Consider the following 13,197-nt stretch of genomic DNA (forward strand, 5'->3'; position numbering starts at 1 on the left):
GTTCCGTGCGGGCGACGCGATGCGTTCGAAACGCAGAGAACTCGCGCTGCGTTTGGGCGGAATCGTCCAAATGCGAATAACGTGAACGAGTCAAAAAGTTTAGAGCGCGCTTTGCGCGAGAAGCTGGATTCCGCTTTTTCGCAGCGCGCTCTCAAGCGGGAGCGCGTCGTCGAATGATCCCCGCGCCAACCCAATCCGCCAAAGTCATGTTGCTCGGCGACATCGGCGTGGGAAAGACGTCGCTTGCGGAGCGTCTCGTCTTCGATCGCTTCGACGCCGACTATAAGTCGACGCTCGGCGTCGACGTCTTCACCCATGACGTCGACCTCGGCCCCGAATGCGACGACGCCAAACTGCGTTTGGTGCTTTGGGATACGGACGGCGATTTCGGCCCGTGTATTTTGGATACCGTTTATCTTACGGGCGCTTCGGCGGCGATCGGCGTCGCCGACGCCACGCGGCCGACGACGATCGTGACGATGACCGCGCTGCTGGCGCGTTTCGAGGAAGATTTCCCCGGCCACGCGACGGCGGCCATCGTCAACAAGATCGATCTCGCGCCGCATATGTCGCGCGCCGCCGTCGCGCCGCAGCTCGAGACGATTTACACAAGCGCCAAGACGGGCGAAGGAGTCGAGCAGATATTTGTCGACGTCGGGCGCGCCGTCTGGCGGCGCGGCTTTGACTCCCGGCTGATTGCGTCGCGCCGTCACGGTTGACTGGATCGCGCGGATGTCATTCCCGCAGCGGGCTCGCCTGTAGCGTGCCGCGAATGACGACTTTAGTCAGGCGAACCGCTCGACCGGTTGCGATGCTATCGATGCGCCAGCGCGCGAATGGCGAGTTCGGTGCGACTGCGCAAATGGAGCTTCGCCAATATGGCGCTCACATGATTTTTGACCGTGCCTTCGGCGAGGCCTAGCTCCTCGGCGATGGCGCGATTGTTCTTGCCGGCGGCGACGCCGTCGAGCACTTCCTTTTCGCGCTCCGTGAGCGATTCTTCGTCCGCGGCGGTCTGGCGCGCATGCGCGCCGCCCTTGAGGCGCCGGAATTCTCCCAGCACTTTCTCGGCGATGCGCGGCGAAAGGCAGGGTTCGCCCTGCGCGACGGCGCGGATCGCCTTCAAAATTTCGTTCTCTTCGGCGTCCTTCAGGAGATAGGCCTGCGCGCCGGCGAGAAAGGCGTCGAAAACGAGTTCGTCGTTTTCGAACGTCGTCAGCGCGATCACATGCGTCTTCGGATTTTCGGCGACGATCGCCTGGGTGGCGGCGACGCCGTCCATGCGCGGCATCTTCATATCCATGAGCACCACGTCGGGCTGGAAGGCGCGCGCGGCCCTGACCGCCTGCTCGCCGTCCGCCGCCGTGGCGACGACATCCATGTCCGGCTCCAATGCGAGCAACGCGGCCACGGCCTGGCGGACCACCGCGTGATCCTCGGCGATGAGGAGCCGAATAGGCTTTTTCTCGCTCACGACATCTATTTCCTATAATATAGTCGAACATAAGGCGCCGGGGCGCAGCCGCAAAGATGAATGGCGGATGAATGGCTCCGCCACACGCGGTTCAGGCGCTGCGCGCGATCATCGCGCTTAAAGGGGCGGTCGGGCGTTGCGCGTGCGCCTTTCCCGTCAGGTCGATAAGGAGATCAGCATGTCCGGCAAGCCGCCGCTCGCCCTCGCCGCGCTTTTCGCCGCCGCCCTTCTCGCGACGCCCGCGCTTGGCGGCGAGCGAAAATATAACGGCGATCTCGATCCAGGCGACTCTCTGACCGATACCCCGCGCCAACGCGAGCGCGGAGGTCGCGAGGATGACGACTTCGACCCTGGGCCGGACGATTGGCGCGCCACCCGCTCTTCTCCTTATAGCGGCTCTTGGGAGGATCACGCCGACGCCTATTACGGTTATGGCGGCTGCCGCTTTATCGAGCGGCCGATCTTCGACCGCAACGGGGCGATCCTCGATTACCGCCGCTTCCGAATTTGCGATTAGGCGCGGAAACGCGCCGCCCCATCCGTCGCCGGCACCCCGCCCCTCTCGCGCGGCGACGGGCATAGAGCCTCCCGGAGCGATCCGGGAGGCTTCTTTTTGGATGGCGCGAGGTTAGATCGGCCTCAGGCCGAGCGCCTTGCCTTCCTTGGGGTCGCGCCGCCAGACGCCGCCGACGTCCTTGTCGAAATAGGCCTTATGGCCCTTGCGGGCGGTGAGCGCCAGCCGGCCTCGCTCGATGCTCCAGCCGATGGGATCGAAGATCACCACCCCATTGTCGCGGCAGGCGGGGGCGAGCTGCGCCTTGAAGCCGGCGCGTCCGCGCACGCGCGCGTCGAGCGTCAGCATGCAGCCCGTATCCTTGTCGGCGTCGCGCAGGATCGTATAGCGGCCCGAAATATTTTCCGCGGCGGGCGCAATCCCCATCTGCGCGATGAGACACGCCGCCGCCGCGAAAAGCCGGAGAGGCCGCGATTGAATACGCCGATCTGAAGCGCGCCAAAAGGAATTCGTCATTCGCCCAAGCTCCCGCCAAACGTAAGTCGATCCTAGATGCATTTGGGCGGAACCGCCCAACTGCAGATAACGTGATCGACTCCAAAAGTTTAGAGCGCGCTTTACGCGAAAAACCGGGTTCCACTTTTTCGCAGCGCGCTCTAGTTTGCCTTCTTCGCGCCCCTCGGCCAAGCCGACTCGCCAAGAGCCGCGTCAAATTGCGGCAGCCGAAGCTTTTGCCCGGCGCCCTTCCGCCCGTTAAGTGTAGGGCTCCGGCCGCGTCGCGGCGCCTTATTTAAAAGAGTTCGACGGATGGACGCCGTCTCCCTGAGCTTGGCGGAACGCTCGGCGCCAAGATACACGAGCTATCCCACCGCGCCGCATTTCTCAATGGCGATCGGCGATGAGGAGATGCGCGCCTGGCTCGCCGCGCTCGACGCCGGCGCTTCGCTCTCGCTCTATTTTCATGTGCCCTTCTGTCGGGAAATCTGCGCCTACTGCGGCTGCCATACCAAGGCGCTGCGCCAGGAAGCGCCGCTCGACGCCTATGCCGAAACGCTGATGCGCGAGATCGCGCTCATGGCGGACGCGACGCCGGCGCGGCGCGTGACGAGCGTGCATTGGGGCGGCGGCACGCCGGGCATCCTTGGCCCCGAGCGCTTTTCGAGGATCGTCGCTCGGCTGCGCGGCCATTTCGCGCTCGACGCCCAAACCGAACATGCGATCGAACTCGATCCGCGGTTGGTCGACGCGTCCCTTGTCGAGGCGCTCGCGGCCGCCGGCGTCAATCGCGCATCGCTCGGCGCGCAGGATTTCAATGCGCATGTGCAGGAGGCCGCTGGCCGCGTCCAGCCCTATGAGACCGTCGCAGGCGCCGTCGAAACGCTGCGCGCGGGCGGAATAGGGGCCATCAATCTCGATCTGATGTACGGCCTGCCGCGCCAGGGCGTCGAGGACGCCGCGCGCACCGCGTCGCTCGCGGCGGACCTCGCGCCGCGACGCCTCGCGGTCTTCGGCTATGCGCATGTGCCCTGGTTCAAGACGCATCAGAAGCTCATTGACGCGGCGGCGCTTCCCGGCGCCGGCGCGCGTCTCGCCCAGGCCGCCGCCATGCGCGAGACGCTGGCGGGCGCGGGCTTTGAAGCGATCGGCCTCGATCATTTCGCCCGAGCCGACGATCCGCTCGCCATCGCCGCGCGCGAAGGGCGGATGCGCCGCAATTTCCAGGGCTATACGATCGACGCGGCCGACGCTTTGCTGCCCTTCGGCGTCTCGTCGATCGGCCGTCTGCCGCAGGGCTACGCCGGCAACGCCGTCGATCTCGCCTCCTGGCGACGGGCGATTGAAGTCGGGCGCTTCGCTGTGACGCGCGGCCTCGCCTTAACGCGCGAAGATCTGGCGCGGGGCGAAATCATCGAGCGACTGATGTGCGCTTTCGCCGTCGATTACGCCGCCGTGGCGGCGCGGCACGGCTTCGCCGCCGACGCTTTCGACGCCGCGCAGGCGCCGCTGGAAGCGCTCGCGGCGGAAGGCGTCGTCGAAACGGCGGGCCGATGCGTCACTATGACGCCGCGCGGAAAGCCTTTCGTGCGCCTTGCCGCGGCGGCCTTCGACGCCTATCACCAAGCTTCGCCCGCGCGCCATTCCGCGGCGGTTTGAGCGGCGGCGCACTCGATTTTCTTGAATTGACGCATTTTCCACGCCGAACCGGCTCCACTTCGGCGGAAAATGCTCTTGAAGGAGGCGTTGATGACGCCGCTCACCCTGTTTCTCGCCAAGCTCATCGGCGCCTATGCGCTCATCATGTCGGCCTGGATTCTCGCGCGCCGCGACGTGGCGGCGCAAATGATCGAGCGCGTGTCGAACGAACCTTCGGCGATCGCGCTCATCGGCATGGTGAGATTGGCGATCGGGCTCGCCATCGTGATCGGCCACGATTTATGGAGCGGCAGCCTCGCGATCCTCGTCACGCTTGTCGGCTGGGTCACGCTGGCGAGCGGATTGCTGACGCTGTTCCTGCCGCCGCAAATGGTGCGCGAGATTTTCGCGCGCATGCGCTTCGAGAAACGTTATCCTCTCTTCGCGCTTATTTCCTTCTCGCTGGGCGGCGCGCTGCTGATTGTCGGCTTCAGCGGATAAGTTCGACGCGCGTCGACGCCGCGCCTTCGCGCTTCCCTTGAAGGGAGGATGTGTAGATCCGTCCTTGTTCGCCGCCGCCGGCTCCGGCATCGTGGCGCCTTCGCGATTCGAACCCGCAGCCCATGCCCGTCTGGACGCCCGAACAGGATCAAGCGCTGACCGAAGTCGCGCGCTGGCTGGAGACGCCACGCGGGCCGCAGGTCTTCCGCCTCTTCGGCTACGCCGGCACGGGGAAATCGACGCTCGCGCGCCATCTTGCGGAACATGTCGACGGCGATGTCGCCTTCGCGGCCTTCACCGGCAAGGCGGCGCTGGTCATGCGCTCCAAGGGCTGCAAAGACGCGCGCACCATCCACAGCCTCATCTATCGCGCGACCGATTCCGAGACCGAGGAGCCATCCTTCGTCCTGAATGAGGAGAGCGACGCGGCGCGCGCCAAGCTCATCGTCATCGACGAATGCTCCATGGTGGACGAGGAGCTTGGGCGCGATCTTCTCTCCTTCGGCAAGAAGGTGCTGGTGCTCGGCGATCCGGCGCAATTGCCGCCGGTGAAGGGCGGCGGCTTTTTCACGGAGGCCGAGCCCGACGTGATGCTCAAGGACGTGCATCGGCAGGCGGCGGATAATCCGATCATCCGGCTCTCCATGGCCATTCGCGCCGGCGAAGCGATCGAGAAAGGCGTCTTTGGCGACACGCGCATCGTTGCGCGCGAGGCGCTCGACCCGACGCTCGTCACCGGCGCCGACCAGGTGCTTGTCGGGCTCAACAAGACGCGGCGCGCCTATAATGGCCGGCTGCGGCAGTTGCGCGGCTTTACCGGCGAACTGCCGCAATCGGGAGAGAAGCTCGTCTGCCTGCGCAACAATCGCAAGAAGGGCTTGCTCAACGGCGCGCTGTTTACGGTCAAAAGCGCCGGCGCGCTGCGGCGCGGCAAGGTGCGCATGCTAGTCACGCCGGAGGAGGGGGAGGCGGGCAAGTTCCAGCGCGTCGCCGTCATTCCGCAATTCTTCGGCGCCGAGAGCGATATCCCTTATGCGCTGCGCAAGGATTCGGACGAATTCGATTTCGGCTATGCGCTGACGGTGCATAAGGCGCAGGGCTCGCAATGGGACGATGTGACGCTCTTCGACGAATCCTTCGCCTTTCGCGAGCATCGCGCGCGCTGGCTTTACACCGGCGTCACGCGCGCCGCGAAGAGACTGACGCTGGTGACGTAACGTCCTCTGCCGTTGATCCGTTTCGATGTCGTTTCCGACGCTTCGCGATCGCGAATGACGCCTTACGCAAACCGCTCAACCCGATCGAATGTCACTTGCCCCAGGCGTCGATGGCCTCGGAGAAAATGCGTTCGCCCGACGGTCCCTTCTCCATATTGATCGTCGCGGCGCGTCCGTCGTTGAGCTGCAAGGGAAGATCCATGGCGGCGAGCGTGCGCAGCAGCGTGACGTTGCGCGCCTCGCGGTCGCCGCGCATCAGACCGATGAGGAAGTTATTGTCGGTGATCGGCACGGGAATGCCCGCGACCTGCTCGCCTGACTGCGCATCGGCGCGGCGCATCTGAATGGGTCCGATCGCCTTGACGCCGCCGAGCGGACTATCGGCCGCCGGCATGAAGGAGACGTTGATCGTATGCGAGGCGGAGAGCGTCGCATCCGTATTCTTGCGGAACAGCAGCGTCATCTTCAGCTTCGCGTCCGGCACGTCGACGTCGGCTCTGACCGCCGAGCCGACAGGCTCCCCGGGGCCGCCGACATTCTCGAGCCGCCAGACGACCGCGGCATTATAAATCTTGTCGACCTTGGTCGGTTCGCTGAGCGAGCCGACCCACATTTCCGCCTTTTGAGCGACTGGCGCAACGGGGCCGCGCTGGCTCGCGACCGGCCCCTTGGCGGAGGTCTCGCCATCGCCGCCGACGCGATCATTGATCTTGCCGGAGGCCGACCCCTCCGTCGCGGCGTCATCCGGCTTCAGTTTGGCGAGGTCTTCGGGCTGTTCGCGCAGTTGGAAGGCCAGAAAGCCGACGATGGCGACGAGCGCCACGACCACGCCCACAATGGAGAAGATGAGGCGTTTCGAACGCCGCGGGGCAGGGGCGGGCGGCAAGGGCGCCGCGGGGCGCTGCGGTTCGCGCGGCGGCGCCGCTTCTCGTTCGTTGAGCGCGGCGGCGTCTTGCGCCTCGCGCCGCGCAAAGGGCGCTTCGCGCGGCTTTGACGGCGGCGCCTCGGCTGGCTTTACGGCTTCCCGCGCACGCGCCGGTTCGGCCGCGGGCGTCGTCGCCGGCTGCGTCCCTTTCCCGGAGAGCTCCTGTTCGATGCGGGCGATGGCCTCCTCGAGCGCGCGCCCTTCCGCGACAATGTCGGCGTCGGCGACAGGCGGCTGAATGCCGCGCAACTGATTGAACAGCGCCTTGCGCGCGCGCTCATAGACCGTCTGCCGAGCGTCTGGCGTCGACTGTGGAAGAGCGGCGACCGCCCGGGCGATCAATGAGTGGTAGTCTGCCATGGTCGGTTAAGAGCATTTCCGGCTGGGAGCGTCAATCCTGACGCCCTTTGCGATTGCAGGAGATTCAGGGGATTTCGAGGCGCCTACGCCCCATTCGACACTGTCTCATACGCGCGCCTTGAAAAGGTCTTGAAAGGAACCGCGGAGGATCGGGGATCGCGCCGCGTCCATTAATTTGGAGCGATTTCCTATCAATCGGACGATTTCGTCCGATCGGAAAGCGGGCGGGACGCCGGACGTGCGTCGAGGCGCTCGGGCGCCGCCGGCGCGGCGATCAGCCAATAGACCGCGCCCGTGACCGCGCCAGTAAGAAAGAACAACAGGGCGATGCGGCTTTCGAGCGGATTTGCCTCCCTTGTAGGCTCGAGCCCTTTCGCCGCGCGGGCGATCCAGGGCGAGGCGCCGGCGAGCGTCGCGCTGACGCCCGAATACCAAACGAGCGTCCGCGCGCCGGCGATTTCGCCGATCAACGCCGCGACGGCGAGCGGCGCGACGCAGGTCGCGACGACGATCGCCCAAAGCACGAAGCCGAAAGCCGCGAAAGGGGTCTCGGAATCGCCTTCGCGCAGTCCCTCGTCGATGAAGGCGAAAACGCCCGCGATCGCCGCCTCGAACCCGAGTTCGCGCGTCGCCGGATCGAACAGCGCCGAGACGAAGAGAAAGATCGCGCCGACGCCGATGGCGACGACGAAGCCGAAAGCCATGACGATGAGGCGACGAATCATCGATGCGATCTCGACGGGAGGGCGCTGGCCTTACGGCTCCAGCACCGAATCCCAGTAGAGATAGTCCATCCAGCTCTCATGGAGATAGTTCGGCGGAAACCGTCGCCCGTTGCGATGCAGATCGGCGATGCTCGGCTGATAGGGCGCCTGCGCCGGCGTCATATGCGCTTCATTTGGAAGGCGGTCGCCCTTGCGCAGATTGCAGGCGGAGCAGGCGGCGACGACATTCTCCCAGGTCGTCGCCCCGCCCTTGGAGCGGGGGATGACGTGATCGAAGGTCAGTTCGTCATGCTCGCCGCAATATTGGCAGGTGAAGCGGTCGCGCAGGAACACGTTGAATCGCGTGAACGCCGGCTGCCGCGTCGGCCGCACATATTCCTTGAGCGACACGACCGAGGGCAGCCGCATCTCGAAGCTCGGGCTTTTGACCGTCTTGTCGTATTCCGAGACGATGTTGACCCGGTCCAGAAACACCGCCTTGATCGCGTCCTGCCAGCCCCATAGCGAGAGCGGATAGTAGCTGAGGGGCCGGTAATCGGCGTTGAGGACGAGCGCGGGACAGGCCTGCGGCGACACGGTCTGTTGACGGAAGTGAGCGGTCACCCTTTGCCTGCCTCTCGGATTGAGAAGGGCCTTTCGGACCGCGCCAAGGTCCAGGCCTTTTGCGTCGGCGCATAGTTTACAGGGAGGACGACAGAGTTGTGAAGGCGCCGCGAAAAGTTCCGCATGGCGCCGCAGCGCCGACGCCTCAAAGTTAAAAAATTGTTTAGAGAGCGTAGGTTAACGAATAGATTGCCAATTATTCGTGAAATATATCATGATTAGCTTGGTTTATTGGAAATAGACGCCATTTTAATAAACTCGTCAATTGTATTCCATCAACGAAAAAAAGTATTAAAAATGTCGGCTGGCGTCGCCTGCGACGCTTTTATTTGGCGCTTGGCGCGGGGGCGCGCGTCTTGCGCGCCGGGTTACGCCGAATCCGCCCTGTCGGCGCGCCGCATCGCGGCGGCCGCCGTCACAAGCGCGGCGAGGAGCAGCAGGGCCGAGACGAAATAGCCGGCGCCCGGGAAAAAACCGACGGCGATGGAGCCCGCGAGAATCTGGGTGAAGAAGAGCGGGCCGATCATTCCCGAGACGCCGCGCAGGCTTCCCAGCGCGCCCTGCAGGCGGCCCTGTTCCGAAGCGCTCGCGAAGCGCGTGGCGACGCCTTGAAAAGAGGGATTGGCCATGCCCCAGAGCGCGATGAGCGGCGGCGCCGCCATGAAGATCGCGCCGCTTGGGGCGAAGGCGTAGACCGCGAAGCCGGCGGCGCCGCAGACGAGCGCGACGGCGAGCGTCGTTTTCTCGCCGAGCCGCGTCACGGCCGGCCGCACCAGCGCGCCGGACACGACGGTCTGCGATACGCCGACGATGGTCAGCGCCCAGCCGGTCGTCGCGGCGTCCCAATGATAGCGATATTGGGTATAGAGCACGAAAAGCGCCGGCAGCGACTCATGCGCCAGAAAGGACAGAAATATGGCGCCGGCGATCAGCGCCAGGGCGCGCTTGCGCCATAGAAAATCCAGCGAGCCGAGCACATTGGCGCTCCGCCACCGAATCGTGGGCGTTCGTTTCTCGGGCGGAAGCGATTCCGGCAGGATGAAGTAGCCATAGAGCGCATTGGCGAGACTGAGCGCCGCCGCCGCCCAGAAGGGCAGGCGCAAGCCATATTCGCCCAGCACGCCGCCGATCGCGGGGCCGAGGATGAAGCCGACGCCGAAAGCGGCGCCGATCAGCCCGAACTGGCCCGCGCGCTTCTCGGGCGGCGTGATGTCGGTGACATAGGCGTTGGCGGTCGAGAGGCTCGCCGCGGTGATTCCGGATATCAGCCGGCCGATGAAGAGAAAGGCGAGCGAGGGCGCGAGCGCCATGAAGATGTAATCGAGCCCGAGCCCTAGATTCGACAGGAGCACGACCGGGCGGCGGCCATAGCGGTCGGACAGCGCGCCAAGAACCGGCTGAAACAGAAACTGCATCAGCGCCCAGGCGAAACCGAAAACGCCGGTCGCCCCGGCGGCCGCGCGCAGATCGCCGCCTTCGAATTCGGCGATGAGCATGGGCAGCACCGGGATCATGACGCCCAGCGCCAGCATGTCCAGCGCAATGGTGATGAGAATGAAGACGAACGCCGCTTTGCGGGGCCGCTTCGGCGCAAACGTCATATGGGGCCTTCACGAGGGCGGGATGAATTCCGATAGCAGCGAATCTAGCCGGCAAGCAAGGCGCGCCGCGCCCTTTCGGAGAGGCGAATAAATTCATCCAAACATATAAGAAACAATTTGTCTGTGGCTTGAAAGCCACAAAAAACAAGGGAAAGCGGCGAGGATTGTTGCAAGAGAGCCACAGCTCCGCCGTCGCAGAATGTCACATTGAGTCCAGACCCCCAATTGTCACGGCTCCGTCATGTCCGGCCGGCTTTTCTCCCGCATCACCAATTAGCAGGGGTAAGCCAAATGAAACTCGGAGTTGGACAATACGCGCTCGCCATCGCGGCGTTCGGCCTCTATGCGATGGCCGAGGCCGCTCCGGCGAAGGCCGATACGGCCTCTGAAATCCGCGCGCTGAAGGCGCGGCTTTCGAAGCTCGAAGCCGACGAAGCTCAGGCGAAAAGAGAAGCGAAAGCTGCGGCGCAACATGTGGCCTCGGCCCATGCGGCGCCGGCCGGATCGCCGCCTCCGCCCCAGCACTGGTACGAGCGGCTCAGCCTGCGCGGCTATACGCAGATGCGCTATAACGACATTCTCAACGGCGGGCCGTTCTATAACGACATCAGCACCGTGGGCGACAAATCGGTGGGACCGCGCCAGAACTTCTTCCTCCGCCGCGCCCGAATGATCCTGAGCGGCGACGTTTCCGAACACCTCTATCTCTACTTCCAGAACGACTTCGCGAGCTCGCCGTCGGGCACGTTCTCGAACTCGCCGGGCGCCGCCGTCTATTCAAACTTCGCGCAACAGTCGGTCTATTATTATTATAATCCGGGCGTTCTTTTCCCCTATCCGGGCTATAATCAGGTCGGCAACTACAGCTCCGCGCCCGGCAATTTCGGCCAGATCCGCGACCTTTACGCGGACATCTACTTCGACAAGGACAAGGAGTTCCGCGTCCGCGCCGGCCAGTCGAAAATCCCGTACTCCTTCGAAAACCTGCAGTCGTCGCAAAACCGTCTTGCGCTCGACCGCGCCGACGCCGTCAACAGCTGCTGCAAGGACGAACGCGACATCGGCCTGTTCTTCTACTACACGCCGAAACATCTGCGTCCGATCTTCCGTGACCTCGTTAAGAACAATCTGAAAGGCTCCGGCGATTACGGCATGTTCGCCTTCGGCGTCTATAACGGCCAGGGCGCCAACCGCATCGAACTCAACAAGGGCACGCATCTCGTCGCGCGCTTCACCTATCCTTACGTCTTCGAGAACGGCCAGATCGTCGAAGGCAGCGTCGCGGGCTATACGGGCCGCTTCGTGCCCTATACGACGGGCATCCGGCCGTCTCTTGGCGGGGGCACGAATTGGGCGGGCTTCATTCCGCTCAACATTCCCTACTCGGGCATCGGCTCGGGCTTCACGCCCTATGTCGCCGGGTCGGGATGGAACAATCTTGGCAATTACCAGCTCGCTCAATATGGCGCGACGAACGGCTGGGGACCGGTGGTCGCCAATGGCGCCGGCGTCCAAGACTCGCGCGTCGTCGTCAACGGCGTGATCTATCCGCAGCCCTTCGGTCTGCGCGCTGAATGGAACTGGGGCGTCGGCCCGCAACTCAATGCGACGCAGACGGCGATCGAAGTCAAGCGGTTGACCGGCGGCTATGTCGAAGCGACCTATAAATATGAGGATAAGGAGTTCGGCACGGGCACCTATTTCCCCTTCGTGAAGTGGCAGTATTACAATGGCGGCTCGAAGTTCGATAACAACGCGCCGATGATGCGCATCAACGAATGGGAGGCGGGCATCGAATATCAGCCTCTGCCGGAGCTTGAATTTACGGTGAACTATTCGAAGATGGACCGCACGAACACTCAGGCTGCGCCTTACCGTCAGTTCCAGGCCAATCTGGTTCGCATGCAGTTGCAGTGGAACTACTGATCCTTCGTCGGAAGGCTCGCTGACATCGAACGCTCCCGGCGCCGCCGGGGGCGTTTCCTGCTTTGGAGCTTAAATTTTGTTTCGCCGTGGAAAAGAGGGACGATGTTTGTAAAAGACGCTTTCCCAAGCGTTTTCGGAACGCTCTGGGACAGAAGGCCGGCGACGCGCGTTTTGGCGGCTCTTCTTTGCGCCTGCGCCATGACCGCGGCGCGCGCCGGCGAATATGAAGACGCCGCCGCCGCCGCGCGGCGCGGCGATTTCGCGGCCGCTTTCAAGCAGCTTAAACCGCTCGCCGATAAGGGCGACGCGCGGGCGCAGGCCGATCTCGGGGTGATGTATTTTGCCGGGAAAGGGGTCGCCGCCGACCCCAAGGAAGCGCTGAAATGGACGCGGCGCGCCGCCGAGCAGGGCAGCCCCTCGGCCCAGTTCAATCTCGGCTCCATCTATCTCGAAGGGCAAATCGTCCTGAGAGACGCCAAGGAGGCGATGAAGTGGAATCTCCTGGCCGCCGGTCAGGGCCTCGCCGCCGCGCAAGTGAATATCGCCAGCATGTATTATGATGGCGACGGCGTCGCCCAGGATTACAAGGAAGCGGTCAGATGGCTGCGGCTCGCGGCCGAGCAGGGCGATCCGGAGGCGCAGCTCAATCTCGGCAACATGTATGTCGCGGGGCAGGGCGTCGAGCGCGACTTGCTGCGCGGATATATGTGGACGCGAATCGCGAGCGATTCCTTGTCCATGAGCGACGCCGACAAGAAGTCGCTGCGCGACCTGTCGGCGAAGACCCTGTCGCCGGAGGAGCTCGCCAAGGGGCAGGCGATGGCCGCCAAGTGCCAGGAGTCGAAATTCAAGAATTGCGATTGACGCAGGCGCATGCCTGACGCGGGGAGCGCTCCAGAGACGCTGGAGCGCTCCCTTTATTTTGCGCCTCATTCGACATTAATTCTTTCCGCCCGATCTCTCGCTCTCGGGAGCGCCCGCAGATTTCCACTCTGCGAGAGGCTGATCGACGAGGGTTGTTGCAGCCCCGTTCAGCCAAGTCCGCCACCACGCCCCTCTGGCGATAAGCATTGCGCCCGTTAGGCGGCCATGGACGGCGGGCTCGATCCACGGTCGGCAGGTGAGAAGCCTGCTACTGTTTCGGTTTCCTTCGCCAAAACGCCTTTCCTGCGCTCCCCGAACGCCTTGCGGGCGTGAAGGGAAGAGCGGGCCGTCGCG

The 13,197-nt window shown here is 64.1% G+C and carries 13 protein-coding genes; 7 read left to right on the forward strand and 6 right to left on the reverse strand.

Annotated elements, in window-relative coordinates; all coding sequences use genetic code 11:
- The first annotated feature begins 173 nt into the window (after nt 1–173).
- Nucleotides 174–719, forward strand: coding sequence for a Rab family GTPase (locus tag V3H18_RS08230; RefSeq protein ID WP_332081536.1), 546 nt, complete (start codon nt 174–176; stop codon nt 717–719).
- 95 nt (nt 720–814) lie between these two features.
- On the opposite strand, the gene V3H18_RS08235 is transcribed toward V3H18_RS08230, so the two are convergent.
- Nucleotides 815–1,474 (reverse strand): response regulator transcription factor, encoded by a 660-nt coding sequence (locus V3H18_RS08235; RefSeq protein WP_332081537.1) that lies wholly within the window; start codon nt 1,472–1,474, stop codon nt 815–817.
- Nucleotides 1,475–1,652: 178 nt separating this feature from the next.
- Between V3H18_RS08235 and V3H18_RS08240 the strand changes: the two genes are divergently transcribed.
- A complete protein-coding gene (locus V3H18_RS08240; RefSeq protein WP_332081538.1) occupies nt 1,653–1,991 on the forward strand; it encodes a hypothetical protein in 339 nt (112 codons plus the stop codon).
- A gap of 111 nt (nt 1,992–2,102) precedes the next feature.
- On the opposite strand, the gene V3H18_RS08245 is transcribed toward V3H18_RS08240, so the two are convergent.
- Nucleotides 2,103–2,414: an AprI/Inh family metalloprotease inhibitor gene (locus V3H18_RS08245; protein WP_332081539.1), complete on the reverse strand. Its 312-nt coding sequence runs from the start codon at nt 2,412–2,414 to the stop codon at nt 2,103–2,105.
- A gap of 381 nt (nt 2,415–2,795) precedes the next feature.
- On the opposite strand from V3H18_RS08245, the gene hemN reads away from it, so the two are divergent.
- The 3 genes from hemN (at nt 2,796) to V3H18_RS08260 (ending at nt 5,839) form a co-directional block, all read left to right on the forward strand.
- Complete coding sequence (hemN, locus tag V3H18_RS08250) at nt 2,796–4,142, forward strand: oxygen-independent coproporphyrinogen III oxidase (protein ID WP_332081540.1); 1,347 nt, start codon at nt 2,796–2,798, stop codon at nt 4,140–4,142.
- 90 nt (nt 4,143–4,232) lie between these two features.
- Nucleotides 4,233–4,622, forward strand: coding sequence for a hypothetical protein (locus tag V3H18_RS08255; protein ID WP_332081541.1), 390 nt, complete (start codon nt 4,233–4,235; stop codon nt 4,620–4,622).
- A 122-nt stretch (nt 4,623–4,744) separates the two neighbouring features.
- Nucleotides 4,745–5,839: an ATP-dependent DNA helicase gene (locus V3H18_RS08260; RefSeq protein ID WP_332081542.1), complete on the forward strand. Its 1,095-nt coding sequence runs from the start codon at nt 4,745–4,747 to the stop codon at nt 5,837–5,839.
- Nucleotides 5,840–5,930: 91 nt separating this feature from the next.
- Here V3H18_RS08260 and V3H18_RS08265 read toward each other — a convergent pair whose 3' ends face one another.
- The 4 genes from V3H18_RS08265 to V3H18_RS08280 all read right to left on the reverse strand — a co-directional run bounded on the left by V3H18_RS08265 (nt 5,931) and on the right by V3H18_RS08280 (nt 10,053).
- Nucleotides 5,931–7,124 carry a hypothetical protein gene (locus V3H18_RS08265; RefSeq protein WP_332081543.1) on the reverse strand — a complete coding sequence of 398 codons (1,194 nt, stop codon included), beginning with the start codon at nt 7,122–7,124 and terminating at the stop codon, nt 5,931–5,933.
- Nucleotides 7,125–7,315: 191 nt separating this feature from the next.
- Nucleotides 7,316–7,849, reverse strand: coding sequence for a hypothetical protein (locus tag V3H18_RS08270; protein WP_332081544.1), 534 nt, complete (start codon nt 7,847–7,849; stop codon nt 7,316–7,318).
- A gap of 30 nt (nt 7,850–7,879) precedes the next feature.
- Entirely contained in the window at nt 7,880–8,452 is a 573-nt protein-coding gene (locus tag V3H18_RS08275; RefSeq protein ID WP_332081546.1) for an HNH endonuclease, read from the reverse strand.
- 368 nt (nt 8,453–8,820) lie between these two features.
- Nucleotides 8,821–10,053 (reverse strand): TCR/Tet family MFS transporter, encoded by a 1,233-nt coding sequence (locus tag V3H18_RS08280; RefSeq protein WP_332081547.1) that lies wholly within the window; start codon nt 10,051–10,053, stop codon nt 8,821–8,823.
- A gap of 291 nt (nt 10,054–10,344) precedes the next feature.
- Between V3H18_RS08280 and V3H18_RS08285 the strand changes: the two genes are divergently transcribed.
- Together V3H18_RS08285 and V3H18_RS08290 are read left to right on the forward strand one after the other, a co-directional pair.
- Nucleotides 10,345–11,979 (forward strand): porin, encoded by a 1,635-nt coding sequence (locus tag V3H18_RS08285; protein ID WP_332081548.1) that lies wholly within the window; start codon nt 10,345–10,347, stop codon nt 11,977–11,979.
- 102 nt (nt 11,980–12,081) lie between these two features.
- On the forward strand, nt 12,082–12,843 hold the full coding sequence (locus V3H18_RS08290; protein ID WP_332081550.1) for a tetratricopeptide repeat protein: 762 nt from the start codon (nt 12,082–12,084) through the stop codon (nt 12,841–12,843).
- Nucleotides 12,844–13,197 lie beyond the last annotated feature (354 nt).

It is taken from the genome of Methylocystis borbori (assembly GCF_036576025.1).
Classification (GTDB): Bacteria; Pseudomonadota; Alphaproteobacteria; order Rhizobiales; family Beijerinckiaceae; genus Methylocystis; species Methylocystis borbori.

Bases quoted from the DNA above. Each gene is read 5' to 3' on its own strand.
- V3H18_RS08255 (WP_332081541.1), top strand. From the start codon at position 4,233: ATGACGCCGCTCACCCTGTTTCTCGCCAAGCTCATCGGCGCCTATGCG.
- V3H18_RS08280 (WP_332081547.1), bottom strand. From the start codon at position 10,053: ATGACGTTTGCGCCGAAGCGGCCCCGCAAAGCGGCGTTCGTCTTCATT.
- V3H18_RS08260 (WP_332081542.1), top strand. From the start codon at position 4,745: ATGCCCGTCTGGACGCCCGAACAGGATCAAGCGCTGACCGAAGTCGCG.
- V3H18_RS08265 (WP_332081543.1), bottom strand. From the start codon at position 7,124: ATGGCAGACTACCACTCATTGATCGCCCGGGCGGTCGCCGCTCTTCCA.
- V3H18_RS08270 (WP_332081544.1), bottom strand. From the start codon at position 7,849: ATGATTCGTCGCCTCATCGTCATGGCTTTCGGCTTCGTCGTCGCCATC.
- V3H18_RS08240 (WP_332081538.1), top strand. From the start codon at position 1,653: ATGTCCGGCAAGCCGCCGCTCGCCCTCGCCGCGCTTTTCGCCGCCGCC.
- hemN (WP_332081540.1), top strand. From the start codon at position 2,796: ATGGACGCCGTCTCCCTGAGCTTGGCGGAACGCTCGGCGCCAAGATAC.
- V3H18_RS08290 (WP_332081550.1), top strand. From the start codon at position 12,082: ATGTTTGTAAAAGACGCTTTCCCAAGCGTTTTCGGAACGCTCTGGGAC.
- V3H18_RS08230 (WP_332081536.1), top strand. From the start codon at position 174: ATGATCCCCGCGCCAACCCAATCCGCCAAAGTCATGTTGCTCGGCGAC.
- V3H18_RS08245 (WP_332081539.1), bottom strand. From the start codon at position 2,414: ATGGGGATTGCGCCCGCCGCGGAAAATATTTCGGGCCGCTATACGATC.
- V3H18_RS08285 (WP_332081548.1), top strand. From the start codon at position 10,345: ATGAAACTCGGAGTTGGACAATACGCGCTCGCCATCGCGGCGTTCGGC.